Origin of the sequence: Pseudomonas sp. G11, assembly GCF_029457515.1 — a bacterium.
In the GTDB taxonomy this organism is placed as follows: Bacteria; Pseudomonadota; Gammaproteobacteria; order Pseudomonadales; family Pseudomonadaceae; genus Aquipseudomonas; species Aquipseudomonas gorinensis.
On sequence record NZ_CP120377.1, the window covers coordinates 2,264,368 to 2,290,498 of the forward strand.

Annotated in this window: 26 protein-coding genes; 16 read left to right on the forward strand and 10 right to left on the reverse strand. The window is 61.4% G+C overall.

The window, feature by feature from the left end:
• Positions 1-25: 25 nt before the first annotated feature.
• The gene (brnQ, locus tag P2T68_RS10400; RefSeq protein WP_024074306.1) at positions 26-1,339 is read left to right on the forward strand and encodes a branched-chain amino acid transport system II carrier protein; all 1,314 of its coding nucleotides are present in this window, start codon (positions 26-28) and stop codon (positions 1,337-1,339) included.
• Positions 1,340-1,511: 172 nt separating this feature from the next.
• Positions 1,512-2,249: a DUF599 family protein gene (locus P2T68_RS10405; protein WP_024074307.1), complete on the forward strand. Its 738-nt coding sequence runs from the start codon at positions 1,512-1,514 to the stop codon at positions 2,247-2,249.
• Between the two features lie 105 nt (positions 2,250-2,354).
• Here the strand turns inward: P2T68_RS10405 and P2T68_RS10410 are convergent, their stop codons facing one another.
• Entirely contained in the window at positions 2,355-2,606 is a 252-nt protein-coding gene (locus P2T68_RS10410; protein ID WP_012723095.1) for a hypothetical protein, read from the reverse strand.
• A gap of 158 nt (positions 2,607-2,764) precedes the next feature.
• Here P2T68_RS10410 and P2T68_RS10415 point away from each other — a divergent pair, with 158 nt between their 5' ends.
• From P2T68_RS10415 to P2T68_RS10430, 4 genes are all read left to right on the forward strand, one after another.
• The gene (locus tag P2T68_RS10415; protein WP_024074308.1) at positions 2,765-3,241 is read left to right on the forward strand and encodes a PaaI family thioesterase; all 477 of its coding nucleotides are present in this window, start codon (positions 2,765-2,767) and stop codon (positions 3,239-3,241) included.
• Positions 3,238-3,690, forward strand: a complete 453-nt coding sequence (locus P2T68_RS10420; protein ID WP_024074309.1) for a PaaI family thioesterase — start codon at positions 3,238-3,240, stop codon at positions 3,688-3,690. Before P2T68_RS10415 ends, P2T68_RS10420 begins: the two co-directional genes overlap by 4 nt.
• Positions 3,691-3,779: 89 nt before the next feature.
• Positions 3,780-5,684 carry a molecular chaperone HtpG gene (gene htpG / locus P2T68_RS10425; protein ID WP_041161130.1) on the forward strand — a complete coding sequence of 635 codons (1,905 nt, stop codon included), beginning with the start codon at positions 3,780-3,782 and terminating at the stop codon, positions 5,682-5,684.
• A gap of 107 nt (positions 5,685-5,791) precedes the next feature.
• Complete coding sequence (locus P2T68_RS10430; protein WP_024074311.1) at positions 5,792-6,520, forward strand: dienelactone hydrolase family protein; 729 nt, start codon at positions 5,792-5,794, stop codon at positions 6,518-6,520.
• Between the two features lie 114 nt (positions 6,521-6,634).
• On the opposite strand, the gene P2T68_RS10435 is transcribed toward P2T68_RS10430, so the two are convergent.
• Positions 6,635-7,501 carry a pirin family protein gene (locus P2T68_RS10435; protein WP_150293188.1) on the reverse strand — a complete coding sequence of 289 codons (867 nt, stop codon included), beginning with the start codon at positions 7,499-7,501 and terminating at the stop codon, positions 6,635-6,637.
• Positions 7,502-7,565: 64 nt separating this feature from the next.
• Positions 7,566-7,982, reverse strand: coding sequence for an OsmC family protein (locus P2T68_RS10440; RefSeq protein WP_024074313.1), 417 nt, complete (start codon positions 7,980-7,982; stop codon positions 7,566-7,568).
• 139 nt (positions 7,983-8,121) lie between these two features.
• On the opposite strand from P2T68_RS10440, the gene P2T68_RS10445 reads away from it, so the two are divergent.
• On the forward strand, positions 8,122-9,135 hold the full coding sequence (locus P2T68_RS10445; RefSeq protein ID WP_024074314.1) for an amidohydrolase family protein: 1,014 nt from the start codon (positions 8,122-8,124) through the stop codon (positions 9,133-9,135).
• A gap of 107 nt (positions 9,136-9,242) precedes the next feature.
• On the opposite strand, the gene fabB is transcribed toward P2T68_RS10445, so the two are convergent.
• The 5 genes from fabB to P2T68_RS10470 form a co-directional block, all read right to left on the reverse strand.
• Positions 9,243-10,463: a beta-ketoacyl-ACP synthase I gene (gene fabB, locus P2T68_RS10450; RefSeq protein ID WP_102624104.1), complete on the reverse strand. Its 1,221-nt coding sequence runs from the start codon at positions 10,461-10,463 to the stop codon at positions 9,243-9,245.
• Between the two features lie 11 nt (positions 10,464-10,474).
• Entirely contained in the window at positions 10,475-10,990 is a 516-nt protein-coding gene (gene fabA, locus P2T68_RS10455) for a 3-hydroxyacyl-[acyl-carrier-protein] dehydratase FabA (RefSeq protein ID WP_024074316.1), read from the reverse strand.
• Positions 10,991-11,239: 249 nt separating this feature from the next.
• Positions 11,240-13,141: an ATP-binding protein gene (locus P2T68_RS10460; RefSeq protein ID WP_024074317.1), complete on the reverse strand. Its 1,902-nt coding sequence runs from the start codon at positions 13,139-13,141 to the stop codon at positions 11,240-11,242.
• Positions 13,138-14,067, reverse strand: coding sequence for an ABC transporter substrate-binding protein (locus P2T68_RS10465; protein ID WP_024074318.1), 930 nt, complete (start codon positions 14,065-14,067; stop codon positions 13,138-13,140). The genes P2T68_RS10460 and P2T68_RS10465 overlap by 4 nt, the downstream gene beginning before the upstream one ends.
• A gap of 1 nt (position 14,068) precedes the next feature.
• Positions 14,069-16,189, reverse strand: coding sequence for a TonB-dependent receptor (locus P2T68_RS10470; protein ID WP_277379745.1), 2,121 nt, complete (start codon positions 16,187-16,189; stop codon positions 14,069-14,071).
• 195 nt (positions 16,190-16,384) lie between these two features.
• On the opposite strand from P2T68_RS10470, the gene P2T68_RS10475 reads away from it, so the two are divergent.
• The 9 genes from P2T68_RS10475 to P2T68_RS10515 all read left to right on the forward strand — a co-directional run bounded on the left by P2T68_RS10475 (position 16,385) and on the right by P2T68_RS10515 (position 24,248).
• Entirely contained in the window at positions 16,385-17,410 is a 1,026-nt protein-coding gene (locus P2T68_RS10475) for an NAD(P)H-dependent glycerol-3-phosphate dehydrogenase (RefSeq protein WP_024074320.1), read from the forward strand.
• Between the two features lie 10 nt (positions 17,411-17,420).
• Complete coding sequence (locus P2T68_RS10480) at positions 17,421-17,768, forward strand: DUF4389 domain-containing protein (RefSeq protein ID WP_024074321.1); 348 nt, start codon at positions 17,421-17,423, stop codon at positions 17,766-17,768.
• Positions 17,765-18,214, forward strand: coding sequence for a phosphohistidine phosphatase SixA (gene sixA / locus P2T68_RS10485; RefSeq protein ID WP_024074322.1), 450 nt, complete (start codon positions 17,765-17,767; stop codon positions 18,212-18,214). Before P2T68_RS10480 ends, sixA begins: the two co-directional genes overlap by 4 nt.
• Before the next feature lie 85 nt (positions 18,215-18,299).
• On the forward strand, positions 18,300-19,955 hold the full coding sequence (locus P2T68_RS10490; RefSeq protein WP_277379329.1) for an AMP-binding protein: 1,656 nt from the start codon (positions 18,300-18,302) through the stop codon (positions 19,953-19,955).
• Between the two features lie 30 nt (positions 19,956-19,985).
• The gene (locus P2T68_RS10495) at positions 19,986-20,429 is read left to right on the forward strand and encodes a hotdog fold thioesterase (protein WP_024074324.1); all 444 of its coding nucleotides are present in this window, start codon (positions 19,986-19,988) and stop codon (positions 20,427-20,429) included.
• Positions 20,430-20,526: 97 nt separating this feature from the next.
• Complete coding sequence (locus P2T68_RS10500) at positions 20,527-21,330, forward strand: alpha/beta hydrolase (protein ID WP_024074325.1); 804 nt, start codon at positions 20,527-20,529, stop codon at positions 21,328-21,330.
• Positions 21,327-22,181: an alpha/beta fold hydrolase gene (locus tag P2T68_RS10505; RefSeq protein ID WP_102624107.1), complete on the forward strand. Its 855-nt coding sequence runs from the start codon at positions 21,327-21,329 to the stop codon at positions 22,179-22,181. The genes P2T68_RS10500 and P2T68_RS10505 overlap by 4 nt, the downstream gene beginning before the upstream one ends.
• A 114-nt stretch (positions 22,182-22,295) precedes the next feature.
• Positions 22,296-23,114, forward strand: a complete 819-nt coding sequence (locus P2T68_RS10510) for a DUF4892 domain-containing protein (protein WP_024074327.1) — start codon at positions 22,296-22,298, stop codon at positions 23,112-23,114.
• Positions 23,115-23,186: 72 nt separating this feature from the next.
• Positions 23,187-24,248 (forward strand): AI-2E family transporter, encoded by a 1,062-nt coding sequence (locus tag P2T68_RS10515; RefSeq protein ID WP_024074328.1) that lies wholly within the window; start codon positions 23,187-23,189, stop codon positions 24,246-24,248.
• 31 nt (positions 24,249-24,279) lie between these two features.
• On the opposite strand, the gene P2T68_RS10520 is transcribed toward P2T68_RS10515, so the two are convergent.
• Both P2T68_RS10520 and P2T68_RS10525 read right to left on the reverse strand, forming a co-directional pair.
• Positions 24,280-25,314 (reverse strand): ATP-binding protein, encoded by a 1,035-nt coding sequence (locus P2T68_RS10520; RefSeq protein WP_069075588.1) that lies wholly within the window; start codon positions 25,312-25,314, stop codon positions 24,280-24,282.
• Positions 25,314-26,078, reverse strand: a complete 765-nt coding sequence (locus tag P2T68_RS10525) for a response regulator (protein WP_041161131.1) — start codon at positions 26,076-26,078, stop codon at positions 25,314-25,316. Before P2T68_RS10525 ends, P2T68_RS10520 begins: the two co-directional genes overlap by 1 nt.
• Between the last annotated feature and the right edge of the window lie 53 nt (positions 26,079-26,131).

Here is a 26,131-nt window from a genome sequence, read left to right on the forward strand (position 1 = left end):
ATTCAGTAGTGTGGTATTTCCTCAAATGAAAGTGTTGAAAAGCCAGGATATCCTGGCGTTGGGCTTCATGACTTTTGCCCTGTTCGTGGGCGCTGGCAACATCATTTTCCCGCCTATCGTTGGTTTGCAGTCCGGGCCTCATGTCTGGATGGCGGCGTTGGGCTTCCTGATCACTGCGGTCGGCTTGCCGGTGGTCACCGTGATTGCCCTGGCCAAGGTCGGTGGCGGCATGGACGCATTGAGCAGCCCGATCGGCAAGATCGCCGGCGGCCTGCTCGCGGCGGCGGCGTACCTGGCGGTAGGGCCGCTGTTCGCCACCCCGCGTACCGCGACCGTGTCTTTTGAAGTGGGCCTGGCGCCGCTGACCGGCGAGAGCCCGCTGGCGTTGTTCCTCTACAGCTCGGTGTATTTCCTGGTGGTGTTCTTTGTCTCCCTGTACCCAGGCCGGCTCCTGGACACCGTGGGTCGCTTCCTGGCGCCGCTGAAGATCATCGCGCTGGCCATCCTCGGCATTGCCGCGTTTGCCCTGCCGGCCGGTGAGGTGGGTGTCGCCACCCCGGAATACGTTGCTGCACCGTTCTCTCAAGGCTTTATCAATGGTTACCTGACCATGGATACCCTGGGGGCACTGGTGTTTGGCATTGTGATCGTCAATGCGATCCGTTCCCGTGGTGTTGAATCGCCCAAGTTGATCACCCGCTACGCGATCATTGCCGGGTTGATTGCGGGCGTAGGTTTGGCGCTGGTGTACATCAGTTTGTTCCGCCTCGGGGCGGGCAGCCATGAAGTCGCTGCTGGCGCAGCCAATGGTGCGGCTGTATTGCACGCCTATGTGCAACACACCTTCGGCTCCCTGGGCAGTGGTTTCCTGGCGGTGTTGATTTCGCTCGCGTGCCTGGTCACCGCCGTCGGCCTGACGTGCGCTTGCGCCGAGTACTTCAGCAAAATCCTGCCCCTGTCCTACAAGACCCTGGTAGTGATCCTGGCGCTGTTCTCGCTGTTCGTGTCGAACCTGGGGTTGACCAAGCTGATTGCGTTCTCGATCCCGGTACTCACCGCGATCTACCCGCCGTGCATCGTGCTGGTGGCCTTGAGCTTCTGCAAAGACTTCTGGCAGGAGCAGGGCCGTATCGTCGGGCCGGTGATGCTGGTGTCGTTTATCTTTGGCTGCATCGACGCGCTCAAGGGCGCCGGCCTGGCGGGCTGGATGCCTTCGCAGCTGGCGAACCTGCCGCTGAGCGAGCAAGGCCTGGCCTGGCTGGTGCCGTCGGTGATGACGCTGGGTGTGGCGGTCGTCATTGATCGCATGCTGGGTAAGCGCAGCGAAGCCATCGCGTAACACGCGGGTTTCATGCAATACAGAAATGCCCCGTATCAATCGATACGGGGCATTTTTTATGCTTTATGAAACTACACCTTCTAAAGTTGGAACTGGATCAGTGTGGGAGGGGGCAAGTCCATCCCACCTTTGAACCGCATTCCGCCATCATTCACCCTGTAATAGGACCCGCATGTCGTTCGTCGAAGCCAATCAGATCCACCTGCTTGCTGCCCTCTGGTTCATCCTGTGTTGGGGTGGCTACACCCGTTATGCCACCTGGAAAGCCCGAGACACCGCGTGCCTGGCCAGCGTGCTGCATTTGTATCGCGAGGACTGGATGCGCCGCATGCTGCTGCGTGACAACCGGATCGCCGACGCCAGCGTGATCGGCAATCTGGAGCGTAATGCCTCATTTTTCGCCTCCAGCACCTTGATCATCCTCGCCGGCATTCTCACGGTGCTGGGTGCTTCCGAGCGGGCGGTGTCATTGCTGGCGGACATCCCCATGGTGCAGCAGGCCTCCCAGGGCATGTCGGAGATCAAGCTGCTCTGCCTGGCGCTGGTCTTCGTCTATGCCTTCTTCACCTTCAGTTGGTGCATGCGCCAGTACAACTTTGCAGCGGTGCTGGTAGGTTCGGCGCCGATGATCGGCGAGCGGCATGTGTCCGAGCAGGAGCGAAAGGCATTTGCCTTGCGAGCGGCACGGGTTATCTCGATGGCAGCCAATCAGTTCAACTTCGGCCTGCGTTCTTATTACTTCGGCATGACCATGCTGGCGTGGTTTGTCAGCCCGTGGTTATTCATGTTGATGAGCGGCGGGGTGGTGCTGGTGCTGTATCGCCGAGAGTTTCATTCCGACGTACTGCAAGTGATGGTGTATACCCAGACGGATACGCCACCTCCTGAAGCGCTCAAAGAAGTGGCTTAGGCTGGATCAGCGTATTAATACGGAGAGTAAAGAACAGCAGACAAAGTAAAGCCCGCTATTTAAGCGGGCTTTCTTTTTGCAGCGAAGCTAATTCAAGCCGCGGTCTCAAGAACCGGTGGCTGGGGTAGCGGGTGCAGCTTCTTTCGCAGCGGCTGCGTTCGATTCAGCCTGAGCTTTGGCAGCATCGGCGTTTTCTTTCGCAGCGTCGTTCACTTTATCCTGAGCTTTGGCCATATCTTTCTGAGCTTGCTCAGAATGCGCGGCGGCATCTTGGGCTTTGTCTTCGGATTTTTTATCGCAGGCAGCGAGACCGAGGGCAGCGGCCAACATCATGGAAATAGCTAAAGTCTTGCGCATGGGGTGTTTCTCCTTATTGAAGATATCTACTGGCCTTTCGAACGTGGGGGGCCAGCATTAGTTCCTTTTATTGCGTAGATATATAAACCTCGCGCGCCAAGGAACTTTCGCCCGTGGCGCCCACTCCGCGGATCAACACTAATAAGAGTCTGGAACGAATGACCGAAAATCCACTGTTAGCGCGTGCCACACGCTTTGTATCGGCGTTGCGCCATTGTCAGGTCCTGGGTATTACCGTTCATCACGCAGATGGAGAGGGTATGACGCTGGTCCTGCCCTACGGGCCGCACATAGTCGGAGACCCCCTGAGCGGGGTGATCCATGGCGGCGCCTTGACCTCGTTGATGGACACTGCCTGCGGCATGGCCACCCTGTGTGTCTTGCCGGAATTCGAGGTGTGTCCGACCCTGGATCTGCGTGTGGACTACATGCATCCGGCCGAACCGCACAAGCCGGTGTACGGCTTCGCCCAGTGCTACCGGGTGACCAGCGATGTGATCTTTACCCGTGGCTTCGCCTATCAGGACGACCCCCAGCAGCCCATTGCCCATGTGGTGGGCACGTTCATGCGCATGGGTAAACGCCTCAAGGGCACGCAGGGATTGGGCAGCACTGTCCAGGGAGAGAAAGCATGACGCACCGGTTCAAAACCCGACTCGAACAAGCCCATCAGCGCGGTAACTACGCGGTGCTGCTCGACCTGATCCCCTACGCCAGGCTGATCGGCATCGAGTGCACCCGCCTGGGCGATGAATTGTTGTTCCGCATGCCGGCCAACCAGGACAACATTGGTAACCCCATATTGCCGGCACTGCACGGTGGCGTGATTGCCGGCTTTATGGAACTGTCGGCGGCGTTGCACCTGCTGGTGTTTACCGGTGCGCCGGGGCTGCCGAAGATTATCGATTTCTCCCTGGATTACCTGCGTGCCGGGCAGTTTCGCGACACCTATGCCAAATGCCAGGTATGGCGCCAGGGCCGTCGCGTGGCCAATGTGGCGATCACCGCCTGGCAAAGCACCCCAGCGGAACCGATTGCCACTGCGCGTGCGCATTTCAAGATTGAGGAAGTGGCCCGCCCTTGAAATCCTGGTCTTAGCCCCCAACTTTGATGACAACCCGCCGCCAACCCTCTAGGGCGCGGCCACTGCCATCCAATTGGAGTTTGATGACCATGAGTGTGGAAACTCAAAAGGAAACCCTGGGCTTCCAGACCGAGGTGAAGCAACTGCTGCACCTCATGATCCATTCGCTGTATTCCAACAAGGAAATCTTCCTTCGCGAATTGATCTCGAACGCCTCTGACGCTGTCGACAAATTACGTTTCGAAGCCCTGTCCAAGCCTGAGTTGCTGGAAGGCGGCGCGGAACTGAAAATCCGTGTGAGCTTCGACAAGGACGCCAAGACCGTCACCCTCGAAGACAACGGTATCGGCATGAGCCGCGAAGAAGCGATTACCCACCTGGGGACCATCGCCAAATCCGGCACCGCTGACTTCATGAAAAACCTCTCGGGTGACCAGAAGAAAGATTCGCACCTGATCGGCCAGTTCGGCGTGGGCTTCTACTCCGCCTTCATCGTCGCCGACAAGGTCGAAGTGTTCAGCCGTCGCGCCGGCCTTGACGCCAGCGAAGGCGTGCATTGGGCTTCGAAAGGCGAGGGCGAGTTTGAAATCGCCACGATCGACAAGGCTGACCGCGGGACCCGCATCGTGCTGCACCTCAAGCCCGGTGAAGACGAGTTCGCCGATGGCTGGCGCCTGCGCAACATTATCAAGAAGTACTCCGACCACATCGCTCTGCCGATCGAATTGCCGAAAGAGCAGGCTGCTGCCGAAGGCGAAGAAGCGCCAGCGGTTGAGTGGGAAACCGTCAACCGCGCCAGCGCGCTGTGGACCCGTCCGCGTACCGAGATCAAGGACGAGGAATACCAGGAGTTCTACAAGCACATCGGTCACGACTACGAAAACCCGCTGAGCTGGAGCCACAACAAGGTTGAAGGCAAGCTGGAATACAGCTCGCTGCTGTACGTGCCGGCCCGTGCGCCGTTCGACCTGTACCAGCGTGAAGCGCCGAAGGGCCTGAAGCTCTACGTGCAGCGGGTGTTCGTGATGGACCAGGCAGAGTCGTTCCTGCCGCTGTACCTGCGCTTTATCAAGGGCGTGGTCGACTCCAATGACCTGTCGTTGAACGTGTCGCGGGAAATCCTGCAGAAAGATCCGATTATCGACTCCATGAAGTCGGCGCTGACCAAGCGCGTGCTCGACATGCTGGAAAAACTGGCGAAGAACGAGCCTGAGCAATACAAGGGCTTCTGGAAAAACTTCGGCCAGGTCATGAAAGAAGGTCCGGCAGAAGACTTCGCTAACAAGGAAAAAATCGCCGGCCTGCTGCGCTTCGCATCCACCCAGGGTGACGACGGCGAGCAAGTGGTGTCCCTGGCCGAGTACCTGGCGCGCGCCAAGGAAGGCCAGGACAAGATCTACTACCTGACTGGCGAAACCTACGCTCAGGTCAAGAACAGCCCGCACCTGGAAGTCTTCCGCAAGAAAGGCATCGAAGTGCTGCTGCTGACCGACCGCATCGATGAGTGGCTGATGAGCTACCTCAACGAATTCGACGGCAAATCTTTCGTCGATGTGGCGCGTGGCGACCTGGACCTGGGTAACCTGGACTCTGAAGAAGAGAAGAAAGAGGCCGAAGAAGTCGCCAAGGCCAAAGAAGGCCTGGTTGAGCGGATCAAGGCGTCCTTGGGGGATGCGGTCAGTGAAGTGCGGGTCTCCCACCGTCTGACCGACTCCCCGGCGATCCTGGCTATTGGTGAGCAGGACCTGGGCATGCAGATGCGCCAGATCCTCGAGGCCAGCGGCCAGAAGGTGCCGGATTCCAAGCCGATCTTCGAATTCAACCCGGCTCACCCGCTGATCGAGAAACTCGACGGCGAGCAGAGCGAAGAGCGGTTTGGCGACCTGTCGCACATCCTCTTCGACCAGGCGGCCCTGGCCGCTGGCGACAGCCTGAAAGACCCGGCCGCCTATGTGCGCCGACTGAACAAGCTGTTGGTTGAACTGTCGGTTTAACACCGTTGTAGAAAAACCCGCTTCGGCGGGTTTTTTCGTTTGGAGGCGCGAGCAAGCTCGTTCCTACAGCCCATTTCCGTTCTAGTGATCTTCAACTGGAGAAAATGATGAGCCAAGTCACCGTGCGTTCCGTGGTCTATCAGATTGATGGCCAGTCTTATGAAAGCCGCCTGGCGTTTGATGCCAGCCACAAAGGTCCGTTGCCAGGCCTGCTGATGGCGCCGAACTGGATGGGTGTGAGTGCGGGTGCCGAGGAGATCGCCAAGCGCGTTGCCGCCAAGGGCTACGTGGTGCTGATCGCCGACCTGTATGGGCAAAAGGTTCGCCCATCGAATGGTGATGAAGCCGGCGCGGCGATGATGCCATTGAAAAACGACCGCCCGTTGCTGAATAAGCGTATGCAGGCAGCCTTGGAGCAGTTGCAGGGCCAGGCCGAAGCCGCCGTGGATACCTCGAAGCTGGCGACCTTCGGTTTCTGCTTTGGTGGTTGCTGCTCGTTGGAACTGGCGCGTACCGGTGCGCCGTTGAAGGCTGCAGTGTCGTTCCACGGCACCCTCGATACGCCGAACCCGGCGGATGCCAAGAACATCAAGGGCTCGGTGCTGGTGTTGCATGGCGCTAGCGACCCGTTGGTGCCCAAGGAGCAGTTGCCGGCCTTCGAAGATGAAATGAACGCGGCCGGTGTGGATTGGCAACTGCTGAGCTACGGCGGCGCGGTGCATTCGTTCACCGATCCGCACGCCAATGTGCCGGGCATGATGATGTACGACGCGAAGACCGCTGCGCGGGCTTTCCAGTCGATGCACAACTTGCTGGATGAAGTGTTCAAGGGCTAAATCTTCAGCGTCTGTTCCGGCCTGATCGGGGGCACGCGCCTTCCCACACTTGATTGGATTCACACGGTCAAAATGTGGGAGGGGCGGTGCGACGATTCGACTTGCCCCCGATAGCTATCTCACAGGCAACTCAATTCTTTCTGACTCCCCCGGCACCGTCGGCCAATCCCCTGCGGCCCAGCGCTGCCTGGCCTGCTCAATCCTGGCCGGGTCACTCGCGACAAAATTCCAGTTGATCCTTCGCGGCCCATCCAGCGGCGCGCCGCCAAACACCACCAGGTGGCAATCGCTCTCGACAGACAGCGTCATTTCCTGGCCGGCTGGCAATACCACCAGGCTGTGCACCTCAAGTGGCTCACCGTCCAACTGAGCTTCACCCGCCAGTACGTACACCGCGCGTTCCTCGTGTTCATCCGGGATCAGCAAGGTAGTGGCCGGCTGCATCTGCACCTCGGCATACAACGTGGGCGATAGCACCGGTACCGGCGATGTGAGGCAGAAGCCACTGCCGGCGATCAAGCGGATCTGTACGCCCAGATTGTCACTCACTGGCAGGCTTGCCGCGGGGTGATGGCTGTAATGGCCAGGTCCGCTCTCATGATCCTTGGGCGAGGCCAGCCACACTTGCAGGCCGTGCAGGTTGGATCCCTTGGTCTTGAGCGGCTCCGGCGTGCGTTCGATGTGGGCAATCGCGCTGCCGGCGGTCATCCAGCTGACATCGCCAGCTTGCACCACCTGGTCCGACCCTAGGCTGTCCTTATGCTGCAATGCGCCGTCGAACAGGTAGGTGAGGGTGGACAGCCCGATATGCGGGTGCTGGCGGACATTCATGCCGCTGCCCGGTGCATAGTGGGTGGGCAGCATATGGTCGAAGAACACAAAGGGTCCGACACTGCGGCATTCGCGCGACGGCAGCGGGCGCAGGATGGGTTGGCCTTCGACATCTTCGGCGCGAGGGCGGATCACGGTGAGGGTGGTCATGGTGCGTCCCAGTCTGAGCGGGTTAGATGATGCAGAGCATAACCCGCTCGACGGGAGGTTGCTGCTATTGGCTGAAGGCGCCTTCGGACAATTGAGTCTCAATGGTGACTTCGGCGGTAGTCATCAGCTTGTGTACCGGGCAACGGTCGGCAACACGGTGCAATTCGTTGCGCTGCTCGTCGGTGAGCACGCCCTTGAGGGTCAGCTTGACGTTGAGCTTGTACTTGCCCTTTTGCTCCTCGGTCGCATCGTGGGTGACTTCCACGGTGACGCCCGTCAGCGGGATGTCCTTTTTCTGTGCATAGAGCTTGACGGTCAAGGCCTTGCAGGACGCCAGTGCGGCATCGAAATAATCGTGGGGAGAGGGCGCTGAATCGTCGCCCCCAAGGCTTTTGGGCAGGTCGGTGAACAGCTCATGGTTATTGATATTGACGCTGTGACGAAAGTTATCGTGGTTCAGCGTGTTGACGGTAACAGGCATGGCAAACCTCACTAAGGGGGCAGGATGAAGGTCTTGCAGTTATAGAGCATGCTGGCACTTAGGTGTTCCGTGTTTTTCGTGATGAACCCGGATGTATCACCCAAGGTCTACCCGTATCAGCCCCTATCGAGGTGTTACCGTGCCCTGGACCCGCCTGAGTCTAGCCCTGTTGCTCGCTGCCAGCAGCCTTGCCGTACAGGCTCGCGATTATGCCTACAGCGATGCGCACCTGCATTACGTGGACTTCTTCCAGGAAACGGCGGGCATGGACAAGCTGCTCAAGGCGATGGCGGATAATCGCATTGAGCATGTGATGATTTCCGGCATCCCTGTGGCGAAGAAATGGCATGAAGACGAACCCAAGCGCCCGCGCTACTACGCCGGCGATGACGCGGATGCCTACTGGTACAGCGCCACCGATGTCATCGTCGCGGCAGCGATCAATGCACTGACGCCGGAGCAACGCTCGCGCTTTCATCCGTTTCTTTCCGGCTTCAACCCCAACGACAAGAATTCCGCCGCCCATATCCAGCGTATGCTCGACCTCAACCCGGGGCTGTGGCAAGGCATTGGCGAAGTGTTTACCCGGCATGATGACCTGACCGCGCTGACTTCCGGTGATACACCGCGGGCCAATAACGAAGCCATGACGCGCATCTATCACCTGGCCGCCGAAAATGACCTGCCGGTGATGTTGCATTCCAACATCACCTCCAAGCGCGAGCGCAACCCGCTGTACCTCGCTGAAGTCGAACAACCGCTGCGTAATCATCCGCACACTCGGTTTATCTGGGCCCATGCCGGTACCAGCAAGGAAATCCATCGCCATCAGGTGCAGATGGATTTTTTGCTGCCCACGCTGAGCCGCCTGCTGGAGGCGTACCCCAATCTGTATATCGACCTGTCCTGGAGCATGCTCACGCCGTATTTGCTCGATGAGGCGGGTAAGCCCCGGCCGGAATGGGTTGCGCTGGTAGAGCGCTTCCCGGAGCGCTTTATGCTGGGGTCGGATGTGGTAGGGCGTTTCAACAAGCTGGGTAAGGAAATGCGGGGCTTTGATCCCTTCCTGAATGCGTTGCCTGAGGAGGTTGCGCACAAGGTGGCGCGGGATAACTTTCTGGCCATCCTGCCCAAGCCCCGTCGCGGCGGTTAGATTGAGGCGGGCGTGCTCGCGATGCAGTCGACACCGTTTGAGATTTCATCAGCCAAAAAAAAGCCCCGAACCAGTCGGGGCTTTTTCATGTGATCAACCTGCGGGGCTTACTTGCCCTGCCAGCGTTTCAGCACCAGGGTGGCGTTAGTGCCGCCGAAGCCGAAGCTGTTGCTCATCACGGTGTCGACTTTTACGTTTTCCACGGTCTTGGTCAGGATCGGCATATCGGCCACGACCGGGTCGATCTCTTCGATATTGGCCGAACCGGCCATGAAGTTGCCTTCCATCATCAGCAGGCAGTAGATCGCTTCGTGAACGCCGGCGGCACCCAGGGAGTGACCGGACAGGCTCTTGGTCGAGCTGATGGCCGGGGCCTTGTCACCGAATACCGCACGTACGCCTTCCATTTCCTTGGCATCGCCGACCGGAGTCGAGGTGCCGTGGGTGTTCAGGTAGTCGATCGGGGTATCCACGGTTGCCATTGCCATCTGCATGCAGCGGATGGCGCCTTCGCCGCTTGGCGCAACCATGTCGTAACCATCGGAAGTGGCGCCGTAGCCGACGATTTCCGCGTAGATCTTCGCACCACGGGCCAGGGCGTGTTCCAGCTCCTCGACTACGACCATGCCGCCGCCGCCGGCGATGACGAAACCGTCACGCTTGGCGTCGTAGGCGCGGGAGGCTTTTTCCGGGGTGTCGTTGTACTGGGTGGACAGGGCGCCCATGGCGTCGAACAGGAACGACTGGCTCCAATGTTCTTCTTCACCGCCACCGGCGAACACGATGTCCTGCTTGCCCAGTTGGATCTGCTCAACGGCAGTACCGATGCAGTGAGCACTGGTCGCGCATGCGGAGGAGATCGAGTAGTTCACGCCCTTGATCTGGAACGGCGTGGCCAGGCAGGCGGAAACGGTGCTGCCCATGGTCCGCGTAACGCGGTACGGGCCAACGCGCTTCACGCCTTTTTCGCGCAGGATGTCCAGCGCTTCCATCTGGTTCAGGGTGGACGCGCCGCCGGAGCCGGCGATCAGGCCGGTGCGCACGTTCGAGACCTGGTCAGGGCTCAGGCCGGAGTCGGCGATCGCATCTTTCATGGCCAGGTAGGCGTAGGCGGCAGCGTGGCCGACGAAGCGGTAGATCTTGCGATCAATCAATTCTTCGAGGGGCAGGTCGATGGAGCCGGAAACCTGGCTACGCAGACCCATTTCGGCATATTCCGGGTTGAATCGGATGCCAGGGCGACTTGCACGCAGGTTAGCGGTGACGGTCTCTTTGTCATTGCCCAGGCAAGAAACGATGCCCAGACCAGTGATAACGACGCGGCGCATGCGGATAACCCTTAAAAGTTGTCAGTGGAAGTGAATACGCCGACCCGAAGGCCTTCGGCAGTATAGATCTCGCGACCGTCGACGCTCACCGAACCATCGGCGATGGCCAGGTTCAGCTTGCCCCGGAGGACGCGCTTGATCTGAATGTTGTAGGTGACTTTCTTGGCGGTCGGCAGGACCTGGCCAAAGAACTTCACTTCGCCCGAACCCAGGGCGCGACCGCGGCCCGGCAGACCTTGCCAGCCGAGGAAGAAACCGACCAGCTGCCACATGGCGTCAAGGCCCAGGCAGCCCGGCATGACAGGATCGCCTTCGAAATGGCAGGCGAAGAACCACAGGTCCGGGGTGATATCCAGCTCGGCGACCAATTCACCTTTGCCGTACTTGCCACCCTCTTCGCTGATATGGGTGATGCGATCCACCATCAGCATGTTCGGGGCGGGCAGTTGCGCGTTACCTGGGCCGAACAGCTCACCGCGACTGCAGCGCAGCAGGTCTTCCCGAGTAAAGGCGTTTTGTTTGGTCATGCGAGCTCCTCAATAATCCCATGCGGCAGGGTAGGGCAAATCTTCCCGAACCGACTGAAGCGTTCATGCCTCATCTCGGCAGCCTACACATAGACTATTGCGTTGTAGTGAAAGTCACAGCGTCAAGGCACTGAATGTACACTTGTTCACTGAAATTTTAAACCGGACCCGTTTATAGGCCCGTTCGGGTGCCTAAGACTGCCGCACTTTCGTGTTTCACGCCAGTCGGACTTGGCTGATGGCGCTGAGCTATTGCACCCAGCGCTGCAGGATTTGCTGCAAATCCGTGCGTTTGAACGGCTTGGCCAGGTAATCGTTCATTCCGGCAGCGAGGCAGGCTTCACGGTCGCCCTGCAAGGCATTGGCGGTGAGGGCGATTATCGGCAGGTCGGCGCAGCCCGGCAGTTGGCGAATCTGCCGGGTGGCCTCGTAGCCGTCGATCAGCGGCAGTCGGCAATCCATCAGGATCGCGGTGAATATGAGGCTCTCGGCGCTGCGGATCGCTTCGGCGCCGTCGGTGGCCAGGCTCACCTCGAATCCGAGGCTGCGCAGCATGGCTTCGACCACCGTGCGGTTGACCGGGTTGTCCTCCACCAGCAGCACGTGCCGGCCTTCGCCGGCGCCGGCTTTGCCTTCGGCATCCTGGGCAATGGCCGGCAGGCTGTGCTGGTCGATGGCCAGGGGGATTTCCAGGGTAAACACCGAGCCACGGCCTTCTTCGCTCTGGGCCCGCAGGGTGCCCCCCATGCGTTCGGCCAGGGTCCGGGCGATTGGCAGGCCCAGGCCGGTGCCGCCGTAACGTCTTGAAATGGAACTGTCAGCCTGCTGGAACGCGTCGAACATCAACTCCAGGCGCTCGGCAGAAATGCCGATACCGCTGTCGCGCACGGTGCAGGTAAACCATAGCAGTTCATGGTCGAGGGTTTGCCATTGGGGTTCGACGCTGACCGTGCCGTGCTCGGTGAACTTCAGGGCATTGCCGATCAGGTTCACCAGGATCTGGCGGATACGCGTGGGGTCGCCCAGCACCCGCAACGCCCCCATGCCAGGCGGAATCGGTAGGGTCAGGGCCAGCCCGCGCTGTTGGGCGCTGTGCTGGAAGGCCTGGGCACAGCTATTGATCAGGTCCGCCAGGTTGAATGGAATATGTTCCAGCTCCAGGGCGGCGCGTTCGATGCGCGAGAAGTCGAGGATGTCATTGATGACCTTGAGCAAATGCTCGGTGGACTCGGACGCCAGCGCCGCGTATTCGGTCTGCTCCTCGGTCATTTCGGTGGTTTCCAGCAGTTGCAGCATGCCCAGCACCCCGTTCATGGGCGTGCGCAGCTCATGGCTCATCATTGCCAGGAATTCCGACTTGGCGTTGTTTGCCCGTTCAGCTTCCTCCCGGGTCTGGATCAACTGGGCCATGGCCTGCTGCTGTTCGCGACTGGCCTGGTTGAGGCCTGCGGCCAGGTTGTTGATATGCCGAGACAGGTCGCCCAGCTCCGAATCATCCACAATCGGCAGCGGCGTCTTGTAGTCGCCTTGCTGGATGGCTTTTACCGCGTTGCCCATCGCGCTGATCGGTTGCGACAGGCTCGCCGCCAGGCGCCTGGCGAGCAGGAAGGTAAACAGCAGGGCGAAGAGGGCCAGGATGCCGGCCTTGAATAGGATCTCCTGCTGGCGCTGGCTGAAGGCGTCGTTGGACATGCCGACGATCACCCGACCCAGGTAGTCGGCGCGGGGAGCCTTGGGTTCGTTGAGGTTGTCCTGGAAAAAGTCATTGCCCAGCTGGATATGTTGCAGGCGAATCGGCGCCTGGAACACTTTTACCGACAGCGAGCGGTCGTGTTTTTCCGAGGGTTGTTCGACGTACACCAGGATGTTCTCAGCGCTGTCCTGGATCTCCAGAAAGCGCACATGGGGGGTGGCCAGCGTCGCGCGCAGCAGGCTGTCGAGCACGTCGTTGTTGCCGGAGATCACCCCGTATTCGGTGGCGGGGGCCAGTTGGTTGGCGATCAATTGGCCGGTGTGGTCCAGTTCCTGGCGCAGGTCCTGGATACGCACGAAGGTGAAGAAACTGATCAGCAGCAATGTCAGCAACAGCGCCGGGCCCAGGGTGATGAGCTGGGTGCGGGTGTTGATGTCCCAACGACGACGCAGAGTCATGGGCGTTTTTCTCCTTCGGCCAGGCGGGCGGCGACGTTGGCTTCGTCGACCTGTTCGATGCCCAGTGAGCGTGCGACTTGCGGGTTGCCCACCACTTTGAAGTGTTCCGGGTACAGCGCGCGCGGCCAATTGGCCGGCGAATGGTCAAGCAGGCGGTCGAGCACGGCGAGCCAGTCGGCCTGGTCACTGTAGGTGCTGGCCAGGCTGCCAGCCTTGACGAACCCGGCGTTGGGGCCCACCAGCGGCAATTGCCGGGCGTAGCTGCTCAGCAGCAGGTTCTTCGCGGTTTTCGGGTTATACAGCTGCGGGTCGTCGAGGCCGAGCAGCACGTCACTGTTCTTGAACAGGTTCAACAACGGCCGGCTGTCATTAATGTTGTCCCACCGCTGCGGCACGATCTCCAGGCCCAGGGGCGCTGCGTACTGGGTCAGCTCAGGGAGCAGGAATTCGCTGTCGGTGCCGTAAAGCACGCCGATGCGCCGCGCCTGGGGCAGGATGCCGGTGATCAGGCGTAACTGACGATCCAGGGGCGGGTCGCTCCAGAGCAGGCTGATCCTGGCGGGCAGGTTGCTGCCCAGGCGTTGCCGGGCTTGCAGGCGGCTGATACGCAAGACCAGGGTCGGCGGGCCCTGGGTGTCCTGCAGGCGCCAGTCGAGGCCGGGCAGGTCCAGCAGGATCAGGCGGGTGCCGGCGGGCAAACGGTTCGGCGCCGGCAGGTCCTTGAGGGGAGTAAAGGTCACGTGGTCTTCGGGACGCTGGCGGGCCAGTGCCTGGGCGAAGGCCTGGACGCCCGTGCCGTCTTCGGCGGCGGTCAGCAGGATGTCGGCACCCCAGGCCGACCCGGTCAGCAGCAGGCATGCCAGCAGCACACAGCGCTGGCAAAACCTTGAGATAAAAAAGAGGGTCATCCTTGACTGATCGCCCATGTCAGAACTCTAACTCCGCGCTGAAGTAGAGTACGTGGCGATGGTCATAATTGTTATCGGCCCAGGTGGTGGGCTGGTTGTCGAGGCGTGTTTGCAACATACCGGCCAGCTCCACGTTGGCTTTGCCCAGGGCAAGGCGCTTGGCCACCCGCAGGTCGACCCGTTCGAAGCGATATTGGTTGAGTGCGTCGTCGCCATAGTAGAACAGCGCGCTGGACCAGCCTTGCCCCCATTCGCGCAGCCAGCCCGCCGAGCCGCTGTTGCGCGCAGTCTGCGCCTTGTCCCGCGGGTTGCTGGTGGTGGCGTCGACGTAAGCGTAGGTGAGCCGCAGGCGGTCGGCGTTGCTCATGCGCCAGTCGAACTGTGATTCGGCGCCGGTAAACCGCGAACTGTTGGCGTTGCTGGCAATGTATTGGTTATTGCGCAACGGCGAGCTGATCATGTCGGTGATTTCGTCGTAGAACAGTTTCACGTCCATGTTCAGTCCGAGGTCGGCAAAAAAGCCGTTATAGCCCAGTTCCCGTGATTTCATCAGCTCTTTATCGAGGTTTCCGGGGCCGCGTGTCACTACAAAGTATTGCCCGGAATTCTGCCCGTAGGTCGGGGAGCTGAGGTTGGTGACGCGGTAGCTCCAGTTGACGTTGTTCTCGAACATGTCCGGGGAACGGATGGCTTCGGAGTACACCGCGCGCAGGCCGTGGCGCGGGTTGATCAGGTAGTTGACCGCCACCCGTGGCGTCAGCGAGTTGCCGCTCAGGTGGGTGTCTTCATACATGGCACCGCCTTGCAGCAACCAGTGTTCGCTGGCGCGCCATTCCAGTTGGCCGAACAGGCGCCAGGTGGTGTCGTCCAGGGTGCCATTGAAATAGGTGTCGGAGTCGGCGCGGTCGTAGCGATAGTTCATGCCGCTGACCAGGCGCAGGCTGTCGGAGAGGCTCAGGGTGTCCTGGACCTCCAGGTCGTAGCGGCTTTCGCGAGTGCTCTGGTCGATATTGCCGCATACCGGGTCTTTACCACCATCGCCCCATTGCCTCAGCACTTGCTCGGCTAGCGCCTGCTCGGCGCTACTGCCAGGCGGTGGCTTGTCTGGAGTGTAAGCGTCCATGTGCCGGGCCAACTGTTCGGCGTAGTTGGGGTTCAGTTGCCACAGGCGGGTCAGCTCCGGGCTGAACGACACCTTGGCGTCACAGGCTTTCCAGACCTGCCGGCGGTCCCATTGTTGCGCTGAGCCCTGGACGTAGAGGCTGTGCTCGGGGTTGAAATCGAAGTTCCAGCGCAGCGAGCCGGCATAGTCCTTGGCAGTGACGTCGGAGTTGTCACCGCCTTCGGTAATCCCGGCAAATACAGGTGTGTAGGTATAGGGACGCTGGTTGGTCCCTTCCTTGGCGTTCAGTTGCCAGTCGATACTCTGTTGCGCGTTCAATGTCTGGCTGACCGCCAGGCTGAAGCGGTTAAGACGCCGACCGTCACGGCGGTCGGCGCCCACGGCATCGCTGTCGAAGCCATCGTCCTGCTGCCCGGACATGGACAGGCGCAAGTCACCGGTTTCCCAGCCCACGCCCTGGCTGGCATAGAAATCGTTGATCCCCCGTTCGCCACGAACCACTTTCACCCGCGTGCCATGGCTATTGGCCGGCGCGCGCGTGAGGATATTGACCACGGCCATCAACGCGTTGGCGCCGTAACTGACCGTATTGGGCCCACGGAACACTTCGATGCGCTCGATATCCTCCATGGCCACCGGGATATCGCTCCAGTCCACGGTTGCCAGGCCCGCGCGGTACACCGAGCGTCCGTCGATCAGCACTTGCATGCGTCGCGCATCGCTGGCGCTGGTGCCGTGGTAGTTCACTGCCGCCTGGTTACCGGTGGTGTAGCCCACCATCATCCCCGGCACCAGCCGCAGCAGCTCGGCGATGTCTCGCGCACCACTGGCCTTGATCAGCTCGCTGTCGATCACGGTCATGCTGCCGGGCACGGCGGCGGCCGATTGCTTGAGGCGCGTGGCGGTGAGGACCTGGGGCAGCGGCTGGCTGTCGAGGAACAGGTCGTCGGCACACACAGCGCCGCTGAACAGCAGCAACCACCACAGGGATGAACGGGGAGGAGGGCCCAAATACACGGCACGGCCTTGATAATTACGGATAGCCGCCCATGTTAACTGAGGCGGGGCCATTTGCCAGTCGCCACCCTTGCAATTACTTCACACAGGCATGGCATTTTCCGACAGGCGTGCGAATTGACACGGGGGCTGGCCGCAAGCGGGTCGGCCCGTATAATGCCGCCATCGCCACTGGTATGGATTAACGGATTGCATATGACTGAACAGCGCCCTATTGCGGTCCTGGGAGGCGGAAGTTTTGGTACCGCCGTGGCTAACCTGCTGGCTGAGAACGGTCACCCGGTGCGTCAGTGGATGCGTGATCCCGAGCAGGCCGAGGCCATTCGCGTGCATCGGGAAAACCCCCGTTACCTCAAAGGCATCAAGATTCATCCGGCGGTCGAGCCGGTTACCGACTTGCAGGCCACGCTGGAGGCGTGCGAGCTGTGCTTCGTCGCGCTGCCTTCCAGCGCCTTGCGTTCGGTGCTGGCGCCGCATGCCGAGCGCCTGGCGGGCAAGCTGCTGGTCAGCCTGACCAAGGGCATCGAAGCGCACACCTTCAAGCTGATGAGCGAAATTCTCGAGGAGATCGCTCCGCAGGCGCGCATTGGCGTGTTGTCCGGGCCGAACCTGGCGCGGGAAGTGGCGGAGCACGCGCTGACCGCCACGGTGATCGCCAGTGAAGACGAAGCGCTCTGCGAGCGTGTCCAGGCGGTACTGCATGGCCGGACCTTCCGGGTCTATGCCAGTGGCGACCGCTTCGGTGTCGAACTGGGCGGTGCGCTGAAAAACGTCTACGCCATCATCGCCGGCATGGCGGTGGCCCTGGGCATGGGGGAAAACACCAAGAGCATGCTGATCACTCGCGCCCTGGCGGAAATGACCCGTTTTGCGGTGAACCAGGGGGCCAATCCGATGACCTTCCTGGGCCTGGCGGGCGTGGGCGACTTGATCGTCACCTGTTCGTCGCCCAAGAGCCGTAACTACCAGGTTGGCTTTGCGCTCGGCCAGGGTTTGAGCCTGGAAGACGCCGTCACACGCCTGGGTGAAGTGGCCGAAGGGGTCAATACCCTCAAGGTGCTGAAGGCCAAGGCCCAGGAAGTCGGGGTGTATATGCCGCTGGTGGCCGGCTTGCATGCGATCCTGTTTGAGGGGCGCACCTTGAACCAGGTCATCGAGTTGCTGATGCGCGCCGAGCCGAAAACCGATGTCGACTTTATTTCCACCAGTGGTTTCAACTGAGGAACGCGTCATGAACGATCCGAAAGCAGCTCCCAAGTACGAATCCATTGCCTTGCGCATCCTGTGGATGCTGGTGTTTGCCCTGGTGTGGCAAGTGGCGCAGTTCCTGCTCGGTGCGCTGGTGGTGGTGCAGTTGGTTTACCGCCTGGTCTACGGCGCACCGAACCTGGGCCTGATGAACTTTGGCGATAGCCTCAGCCAGTTTCTCGCGCAGATCGGCCGCTTTGGCAGCTTCCACACCGAACAAAAGCCATGGCCGTTCGCCGATTGGCCAACCCCGCGCGCGCCGGAAGGTGAAGCCGCCCACAGCGTGCCGCCGGCACCGCACCCGGTGCGCGACGAGGAGCCGAAGCTATGAAGTTGTGGGTGTTGCGTCACGGTGAGGCCGAGGGCCATGCCCGTACCGATGCCGAGCGCGAACTCACCGAGCATGGCCGTGCCGAGGTGTTGCGCAGTGCGGCGCACCTGATCGGCCAGCCTGTGGACGCGATCATTGCCAGCCCGTACGTGCGGGCGCAGCAAACTGCGCAGTTGGTGCGGCAGGCGTTGGGTTTTGAAGCGGACATCCGCACGGTGCCTTGGCTCACGCCGGAGGGCAATCCGCTGGAGGTTCTGAACAAGCTCGACAGCGATGACAATGTGCTGCTGGTCAGCCATCAGCCCCTGGTCGGCAGCTTGATCAGCTTTCTGCAGCATGGTCATCAGCGTCAGCCGCAGCCCATGCACACCGCCAGCCTGGCGGAGCTAGAGGGCGACTTCCCGTTGGCGGGGCTGATGAGCCTGGTCAGTGTGAAGAATCCGTAGGCTTTCTCGCGGCTTTGTGTGTGCTATATAGTCAACCAAGCAAGTGCTTGGTTGGCTATCGCCGGATCACAAAGGAGCGCGTCCCATGCCTGTCGCTTTTCGTTTGCCGTTGCAAGTCTTCTACGAACGTGAAGCGCGGCACCCGCGCCAACCTTTTCTTGTCCAGCCCATCGGGGGTGGTGCGGTACAGACCCTCACCTGGGGCGATGTCGGCCACCAGGCACGCTGCGCTGCGCATTGGCTGCGCGCCAGGGAGCTGCCCCAGGGCTCGCATATCGCTCTGATCTCGAAAAACTGCGCGCACTGGATCATCGCTGACCTCGCGATATGGATGACGGGGCATGTCTCGGTGCCGCTCTATCCCAACCTCACCGCCGATTCCGTTACCCATGTGCTGCAGCATTCCGAGGCCGTGCTGGTATTCATCGGCAAGCTCGATGACTGGCCGACCATGGCCCCCGGCGTGCCTGCCGGCATGCCCACCATCAGCCTGCCGCTTTGCCCGGCCGGCGACTTTGATTACCGCTGGGCCGACCTGCAAGCCTGTTCACCGATCCAGGATGATCCGCTACCGCCGGCCTCGGCCCTCGCCACCATCATTTATACCTCCGGCACCACCGGCCTGCCCAAAGGCGTGATGCACAGCTTCGGCGCCCTGGGCTTTGCCGCTACGCACGGCACTGAGTTGTTTGGCCTGGGGGAGGGCGATCGGCTGTTGTCCTACCTGCCGCTGTGCCATGTGGCGGAGCGGATGTTTGTGGAAATGGCTTCTATCTATACCGGGCAAACCGTTTATTTCGCTGAAAGCCTCGATACTTTTCTGACGGATCTGCGTCGGGCGCGGCCCACGGCGTTGTTTGGCGTACCGCGTATCTGGACCAAATTCCAGATGGGCGTCTATGCCAGGATCCCGGGAAAGCGCCTGGACAGGTTGTTGCGCCTGCCATTTATCGGTAAGCGCGTGGGCCATAAAGTCCTCGCCGGCCTGGGGCTCGACGCGCTGCGCATTGCACTCTCCGGCGCGGCGCCCGTACCTGAGGCCTTGCTGCGCTGGTATCAGCGCCTGGGTCTGGATGTGCTGGAGGTGTATGGCATGACCGAGAACTGTGGCTACTCCCATGTGTGCCGCCCTGGCCAGCAGAAGATCGGCTGGATCGGCCTGCCGTGCCCCGGCGTTGAAGTGCGCATTGACCAGGCCGGTGAAGTGCAGGTGCGTAGTGGCGCGACCATGCTGGGCTACTTCAAGGACGCGCAAAGAACGGCTGAAGTGCTGACCGAGGATGGCTTCCTGCGCACTGGCGACAAGGGGGAGCAGGACGCCGACGGCCGCCTGCGCCTGACCGGACGGCTCAAGGAAATCTTCAAGACCAGCAAAGGCAAATACGTGGCCCCGGCACCGATTGAAAACCGCCTGGCCGAACATGCGCGCATCGAACAGGTATGTGTGGTCGGTGACGGCCTTACCGCGCCCATGGGCCTGTGCGTGCTGTCAACGGTGGGCCAGCCCGATGCGCGCCATGCCTTGCAGGACAGCCTCGAGCGTTGGCTGGAACAGGTCAACGCGGCCTTGGACAAACATGAGCGTTTGCGGCAGTTGGTGGTGGTAAAAGACACCTGGGCGGTAGAAAACGGCTTTCTGACGCCGACCCTGAAGATCAAGCGCAACGTGATTGAATCGACTTACGGTCCACAGTTTCAGGTGTGGAGCGAGCGCACCGAAGTGATTCTGTGGCAGGATTAGGGCCATCATAAAACCAACAAGGACAACGGTATGAGCCTGTGGCGCACCCAACCCAATATCGAGCAACTCAACGCGAGCCAGAAAAACACCATTGGTGAGTTGCTGGATATTCGTTTCGAAAGTTTCGACGACGAGTCCCTGACCGCCAGCATGGTGGTTGACCATCGCACCCACCAGCCCTACGGCTTGCTGCACGGCGGGGCGTCGGTGGTGCTGGCCGAAAGTGTCGGCTCCATGGCCGCCTACCTGTGCATCGATGCCAGCAAGTTCTATTGCGTGGGCCTGGAGGTCAACGCCAACCACCTGCGCGGGGTGCGCAGCGGGCGGGTGACGGCGGTGGCCAAGGCGATTCATATCGGCCGCACCACGCAGGTGTGGGACATCCGCCTGACCAACGATGAAGGCAAGACCAGTTGTGTCTCGCGCCTGACCATGGCCGTGGTGCCCCTGGGCGAGACCCCGCCGGCGCGATAGGCGTGGCGTGAGTGTCATCATTCCTGGCGGTTACGGTCATTGCTGTCCGAGCCAGGCGTGGGACAATCAGTGTCTGTTTTTTGTCGATGGAACCGGTATGTCGCAGCCTGTGTTTTTTGCCCACGCCAATGGCTTTCCTTCCGCTACCTACGGCAAGCTGTTTGCCGCCCTGGCGCCGGAATATGCCGTGGCCCATCTGCCGCAGCACGGCCACGACCCCAGGTTCCCAGTGGACGATAACTGGCAGAACCTGGTGGACGAACTGATCCACCATCTGGAGCAACAGCCAGAACCGGTGTGGGGGGTAGGCCATTCCCTGGGCGGTGTACTGCATTTGCATGCGGCCATGCGCTGCCCGCAGCTGTATCGCGGTGTGGTGATGCTCGATTCGCCAGTGCTGACCCGCGCGGACCGTTGGGTGATCCGTGCCGCCAAGCGCTTTGGCTTTATCGATCGCCTCACGCCGGCCGGGCGCACCCTGGGGCGTCGCGAAGAGTTCACAGACCTGGAGGCCGCGCGCAGTTATTTCGCGGGCAAGACCCTGTTTCGCGGCTTCGACCCGGAATGCTTCGACGCCTATCTGCAACACGGCCTGCACCAGGTGGGTGATCGCCTGCGCCTGCGGTTTGACCCCGCTACCGAAATCAGCATCTACCGAGGCGTGCCCCACACCAGCCCAGGTCAGGTGCGCCAGTTGAAAGTGCCCTTGGCAGTGGTGCGAGGTCGCCAGAGCCGGGTGGTGATGCGTCATCATGCCAGCGGCGTCGACCGCTTGCCCATGGGCGAAATGCTCACCATGCCGGGCGGCCACATGTTTCCCCTTGAACGCCCCCAGGACACTGCAACCTTGATCAAGAACCTGTTCACTCGTTGGCAGACCCGCGAGCGCAGTTGCGCATGAGTACGCCGGTCGAAGAGGTTCGCCTGAGCTTGCCGCATATCGAATTGGCGGCGCACCTGTTCGGCCCCGAGGATGGCGTGCCGGTGATCGCCCTGCATGGCTGGCTGGATAATGCCAACAGCTTTGCGCGGTTGGCGCCGAAGCTGCAGGGCTTGCGCATCGTCGCACTGGACATGGCCGGGCACGGGCATTCGGCGCATCGCCCTGTCGGAGCCGGTTATGCCTTGTGGGATTATGTCTTTGACGTGCTGCAAGTCGCCGAGCAACTTGGCTGGAAACGTTTTGCATTACTTGGCCACTCTCTAGGCGCCATCGTCTCGTTGGTACTGGCCGGCGCCTTGCCGGAGCGCGTGACGCACCTGGGGTTGATCGACGGCGTGATCCCGCCGACCGCCAGTGGCGAGAATGCCGCTGAGCGCCTGGGCATGGCGTTGCAGGCGCAACTGAACCTGCGGGACAAGCGCAAACCGGTCTACAGCACCCTGGAGCGTGCGGTCGAGGCGCGCATGAAAGGGGTGGTGGCTGTCAGCCGCGAAGCCGCGGAACTGCTGGCCCAGCGCGGTTTGATGCCGGTGCCGGGCGGTTACACGTGGCGTACCGACAGCCGCCTGACCCTGGCGTCGCCGATGCGTCTGACTGATGAGCAGGCGATGGCGTTCGTGCGCAGAGTGAGTTGCCCTACGCAATTGGTGGTCGCGGCTGACGGCATGCTGGCGAAACATTCCGAATTGCTTTCTCAACTACCCTTTACGGTCACAACGCTGCCGGGAGGCCATCATTTACACCTGAATGATGAGCCGGGCGCGGTCCTTGTTGCAGACTGTTTCAATCGGTTCTTCCACGCGCCTTGACTTGGCGCGGGCAACTGCCGAGGCTGGGCGGATTGAAAGGGAGTCAACCATGTACGATCTCAACACCGATCTTGAAACTGCTGTGACCTCCGATGGCCAGGGCTTGCCGATCCGATGAGCCTGCGTAAAGGATGTATCCGTGCCCTCGGCCTGTGCTGTTTCAGCCCCTTGGTGTTCGCCGCCGATGTGCCGGGAAGCCAGGATTTACCTGCCGTGTCCCGCCAGGTTGATGCGCAAATCGTCGATTACCGCCCCGCTGAAGAAAAGGAACGCATCTACCCCATGGGCGCGATCCGCAAGATCAGCGGCCAACTGCGCTACGAAGGCCAGGCCACTGCCCGCGGGCGAACCACGGCGATCACCTATGAACTGCCCGCCGAACACACCTCCAGCGCCGCTTTCACTGCCACGCGCGAAGCCTTGCAGGCCAAGGGCGCGCAACTGCTGTTCTGGTGCCAGGCCCGCGATTGCGGCGAAAGCAGCCTGTGGGCCAATGAAGTGTTCGGTAATGCCAAGCTGGTCGGCGCCGACGGCCAGCAGGAGTACCTGCTCTTGCGCCTGGCCGCCCCGCAGGAAAACTCCCTCGTGGCGCTGTACGGCATCACCCGGGGCAATCGCCGGGCTTATCTGCATGTCGAGCAAATAGACGCCGGCGCACCGCTCGGCGAGCTGCTGCCAACCTCCGCCACGCTGTTGCGAGAGCTGAAAAGCACCGGCGAACTGGACTTCCCGACCTTGGGCACAGACCCTGACGCCACCTGGTTGACCTTGATATCCCGCGGGTTGAACCTCGACACCACCTTGCGTGTCAGTTTGACCGGCCCTACTGCCGAAGCGTGGCGCCAGGCCCTGGTTGACAGCGGTGTGCGGGCTACGCGGCTGGAGACCGGCACGGATCAAGCCAAGGGTCTGCACCTGCATCTGATACGCTGACCGTAACAGGGCGAACGGACCCGTGCCGTTCGCCTAAGCTCTCCTCCTACAGCCTTTTGCTAGAGATACCCCATGCTCAATAACGATCGCCTGCTGGTGCAAATCCTGCTGCTGGTGCTGTTCGGTGCCAGCTTCTGGGTGATGGCGCCGTTTTGGTCGGCGCTGTTCTGGGGCGCGGTGCTGGCGTTTGCCAGTTGGCCGCTGATGCGTCTGCTCACCCGTTGGCTCGGCGGTCGTGAATCCCTGGCCGCCGGCATCCTGACCCTGGGCTGGATGCTGCTGGTGGCGGTGCCATTGGTGTGGCTCGGGTTCAACCTGGCGGACCATGTGCGTGATGCGGTGGCGCTGATCAAGGATATTCAGGTCGACGGTTTGCCCGCGGCGCCGACCTGGCTGGGTTCGATCCCGTTTGTCGGCGAGCGGTTGGTGGCGATGTGGGACAGCATTGACCAGCAGGGCGCGGCGCTGATGGTCAGCCTCAAGCCGTACCTGGGGCAGGTCGGGAATTGGCTGCTGGCGCGCAGTGCGCAGATCGGCGGCGGCATTCTGGAGCTGACCCTGAGCCTGGTGTTCGTGTTCTTTTTCTATCGTGACGGGCCGCGCCTGGCGATGTTCGTGCACCGCTTGCTGGAGCGCCTGATTGGTGACCGTGCCGGTTATTACATCGAGTTGGTGGCTGGCACCGTGCAGCGCGTGGTCAACGGCGTAATCGGTACCGCCGCCGCCCAGGCGTTGCTGGCGCTGATCGGCTTCCTGATCGCCGGTGTGCCGGGCGCACTGGTATTGGGTATTGTCACCTTCCTGCTCAGCCTGATCCCCATGGGGCCACCGCTGGTGTGGATTCCGGCCACGGCCTGGCTGGCGTGGAAGGGCGATTACACGTATGCGGTGTTCCTCGGCGTGTGGGGCACGTTCATCATCAGCGGCGTGGACAACGTGCTCAAGCCGTACCTGATTAGCCGTGGCGGCAACCTGCCGCTGGTTATCGTGCTGCTTGGGGTGTTCGGCGGGTTGATCGCCTTTGGCTTTATCGGCCTGTTTATCGGCCCGACCCTGTTGGCGGTGGCGTACAGCCTCTTGATGGATTGGAGCGCGACCCAGGCCCAGGGGCGGCGTGATGACAAAACGCTGTAGAGGCTTGCAGTCGCTACGGCTTCAACTCCCCCTAGCGGCGGGGGAGCCACATGACGGCGGTGAGGCCGCCGCCCGGAGTGTCTTCCAGGCTCAGGCGGCCGCCGAGGCGCTCTACCGCGTCCTTGGCGATTGTCATCCCCAGGCCGACGCCGCCGGAGTTGCGGTTGCGTGAGCCTTCCAGCCGATAGAACGGTTCGAACACCGCTTCGCGTTTATCCGCCGCAATCCCCGGCCCGTGGTCGATCACACGGATAATCAGGGCCTCGCGGCTATCCTGCAGTTCCACACGCGCCGTGCCAGCGTAGCGCAGGGCGTTGTCGATCAGGTTGTTCAGGCAGGAGCGCAGCGCCATGGGCTGCACCTGCAAAGGCGCGCAGGTGCCGGCAAACTGCACATCGGAACCTTGGTCCTGGGCGTTCTCGCTGAGGGACTCCACCAGTGCCTGGACGTCGAGCCAATGTCGGGTTTCGCTGGTGCGTTGTTCGTGCAGGTAGCTCAAGGTAGCGTCGAGCATGCCGATCATGTCGTCCAGGTCCTGGCGCATCTGGCCTTGCAGCTTGGTGTCTTCGATCTGCTCCAGGCGCAGCTTGAGGCGTGACAGCGGGGTGCGCAGGTCATGGGAGACCGCGCCGAGCATGCGTGCACGCTGGCTGACCTGCTCGCGAATGCGCTTTTGCATCAGGTTGAAGGTCGATGCCGCCTGTCGGGCTTCCCTGGGGCCGGATTCGTCGAGGGGCGGGCTGTCGAGGTCGAGGCTCAAGCGTTCGGCCGCCGCACTCAGGCGCTGGATCGGTCGGCTCAACAGTTTGGCGCCGTACCAGGCCGCGATGATCAACGAGATGAACTGAAACGTCAGCGGTACCACCGGGCCACCAAACCACGGGCGACGATGCTTGTGCAGGGGCTTCATCGTGCCATCGGGCTGCTGCACAAAGGTTTCTGCAGGCGGTGGCGGCGGCGGGCCGTAGTGGTGAAACCAAAAGAACGCCAGGCCATGGGCCAGCACAATCGCAATCAGCAACACGCCGAACAGCCTGCCGAACAGCGTGTTGAAGGTGTTGCGCATCAGCCGATATCCCGCGCGTCGAACAGGTAGCCTTCACCACGCACGGTCTTGATCAATTGCGGTGCCTTCGGGTCATCGCCCAGCTTCTGGCGCAGGCGTGAAACCAGCAAGTCGATGCTGCGATCAAACGCCTCGATAGAGCGCCCACGGGCGGCATCCAGCAATTGTTCGCGGCTGAGCACCCGACGCGGCCGCTCGATAAATACCCACAGCAGGCGGAATTCGGCGTTGGACAGCGGTACCACCAGGCCATCGTCGGCCACCAGTTGGCGCAGCACACTGTTCAGGCGCCAACTGTCGAAGCGGATGTTGGCGCGCTGCTCAGTGCGGTCATCGCGTACCCGGCGCAGGATGGTCTGGATACGCGCGACCAGCTCACGGGGTTCGAACGGCTTGGACATATAGTCGTCGGCGCCCAGCTCCAGGCCGATGATGCGGTCAGTGGGTTCGCAGCGGGCGGTGAGCATCAGGATCGGGATATCCGATTCGGCGCGCAGCCAGCGGCACAGCGACAGGCCGTCTTCGCCCGGCAGCATCAGGTCGAGCACCACCACGTCGAACGTTTCCGCTTGCATGGCCACGCGCATCGCGGCGCCGTCGGTCACGCCGCTGGCGAGAATATTGAAACGCGCCAGATAGTCGATCAGCAGTTCTCGGATCGGCACATCGTCGTCTACGATCAGCGCTCGGGTATTCCAGCGCTTTTCATCGGCGATCACCGCGCTTTTTTGCTCGTCGTTCACAGAAGCCGAAGGGGTATGCATAGTGCGATCATCTGCCTGGTTGTAGCGGTCAGCATAGGCGCCCAGCCCCATGG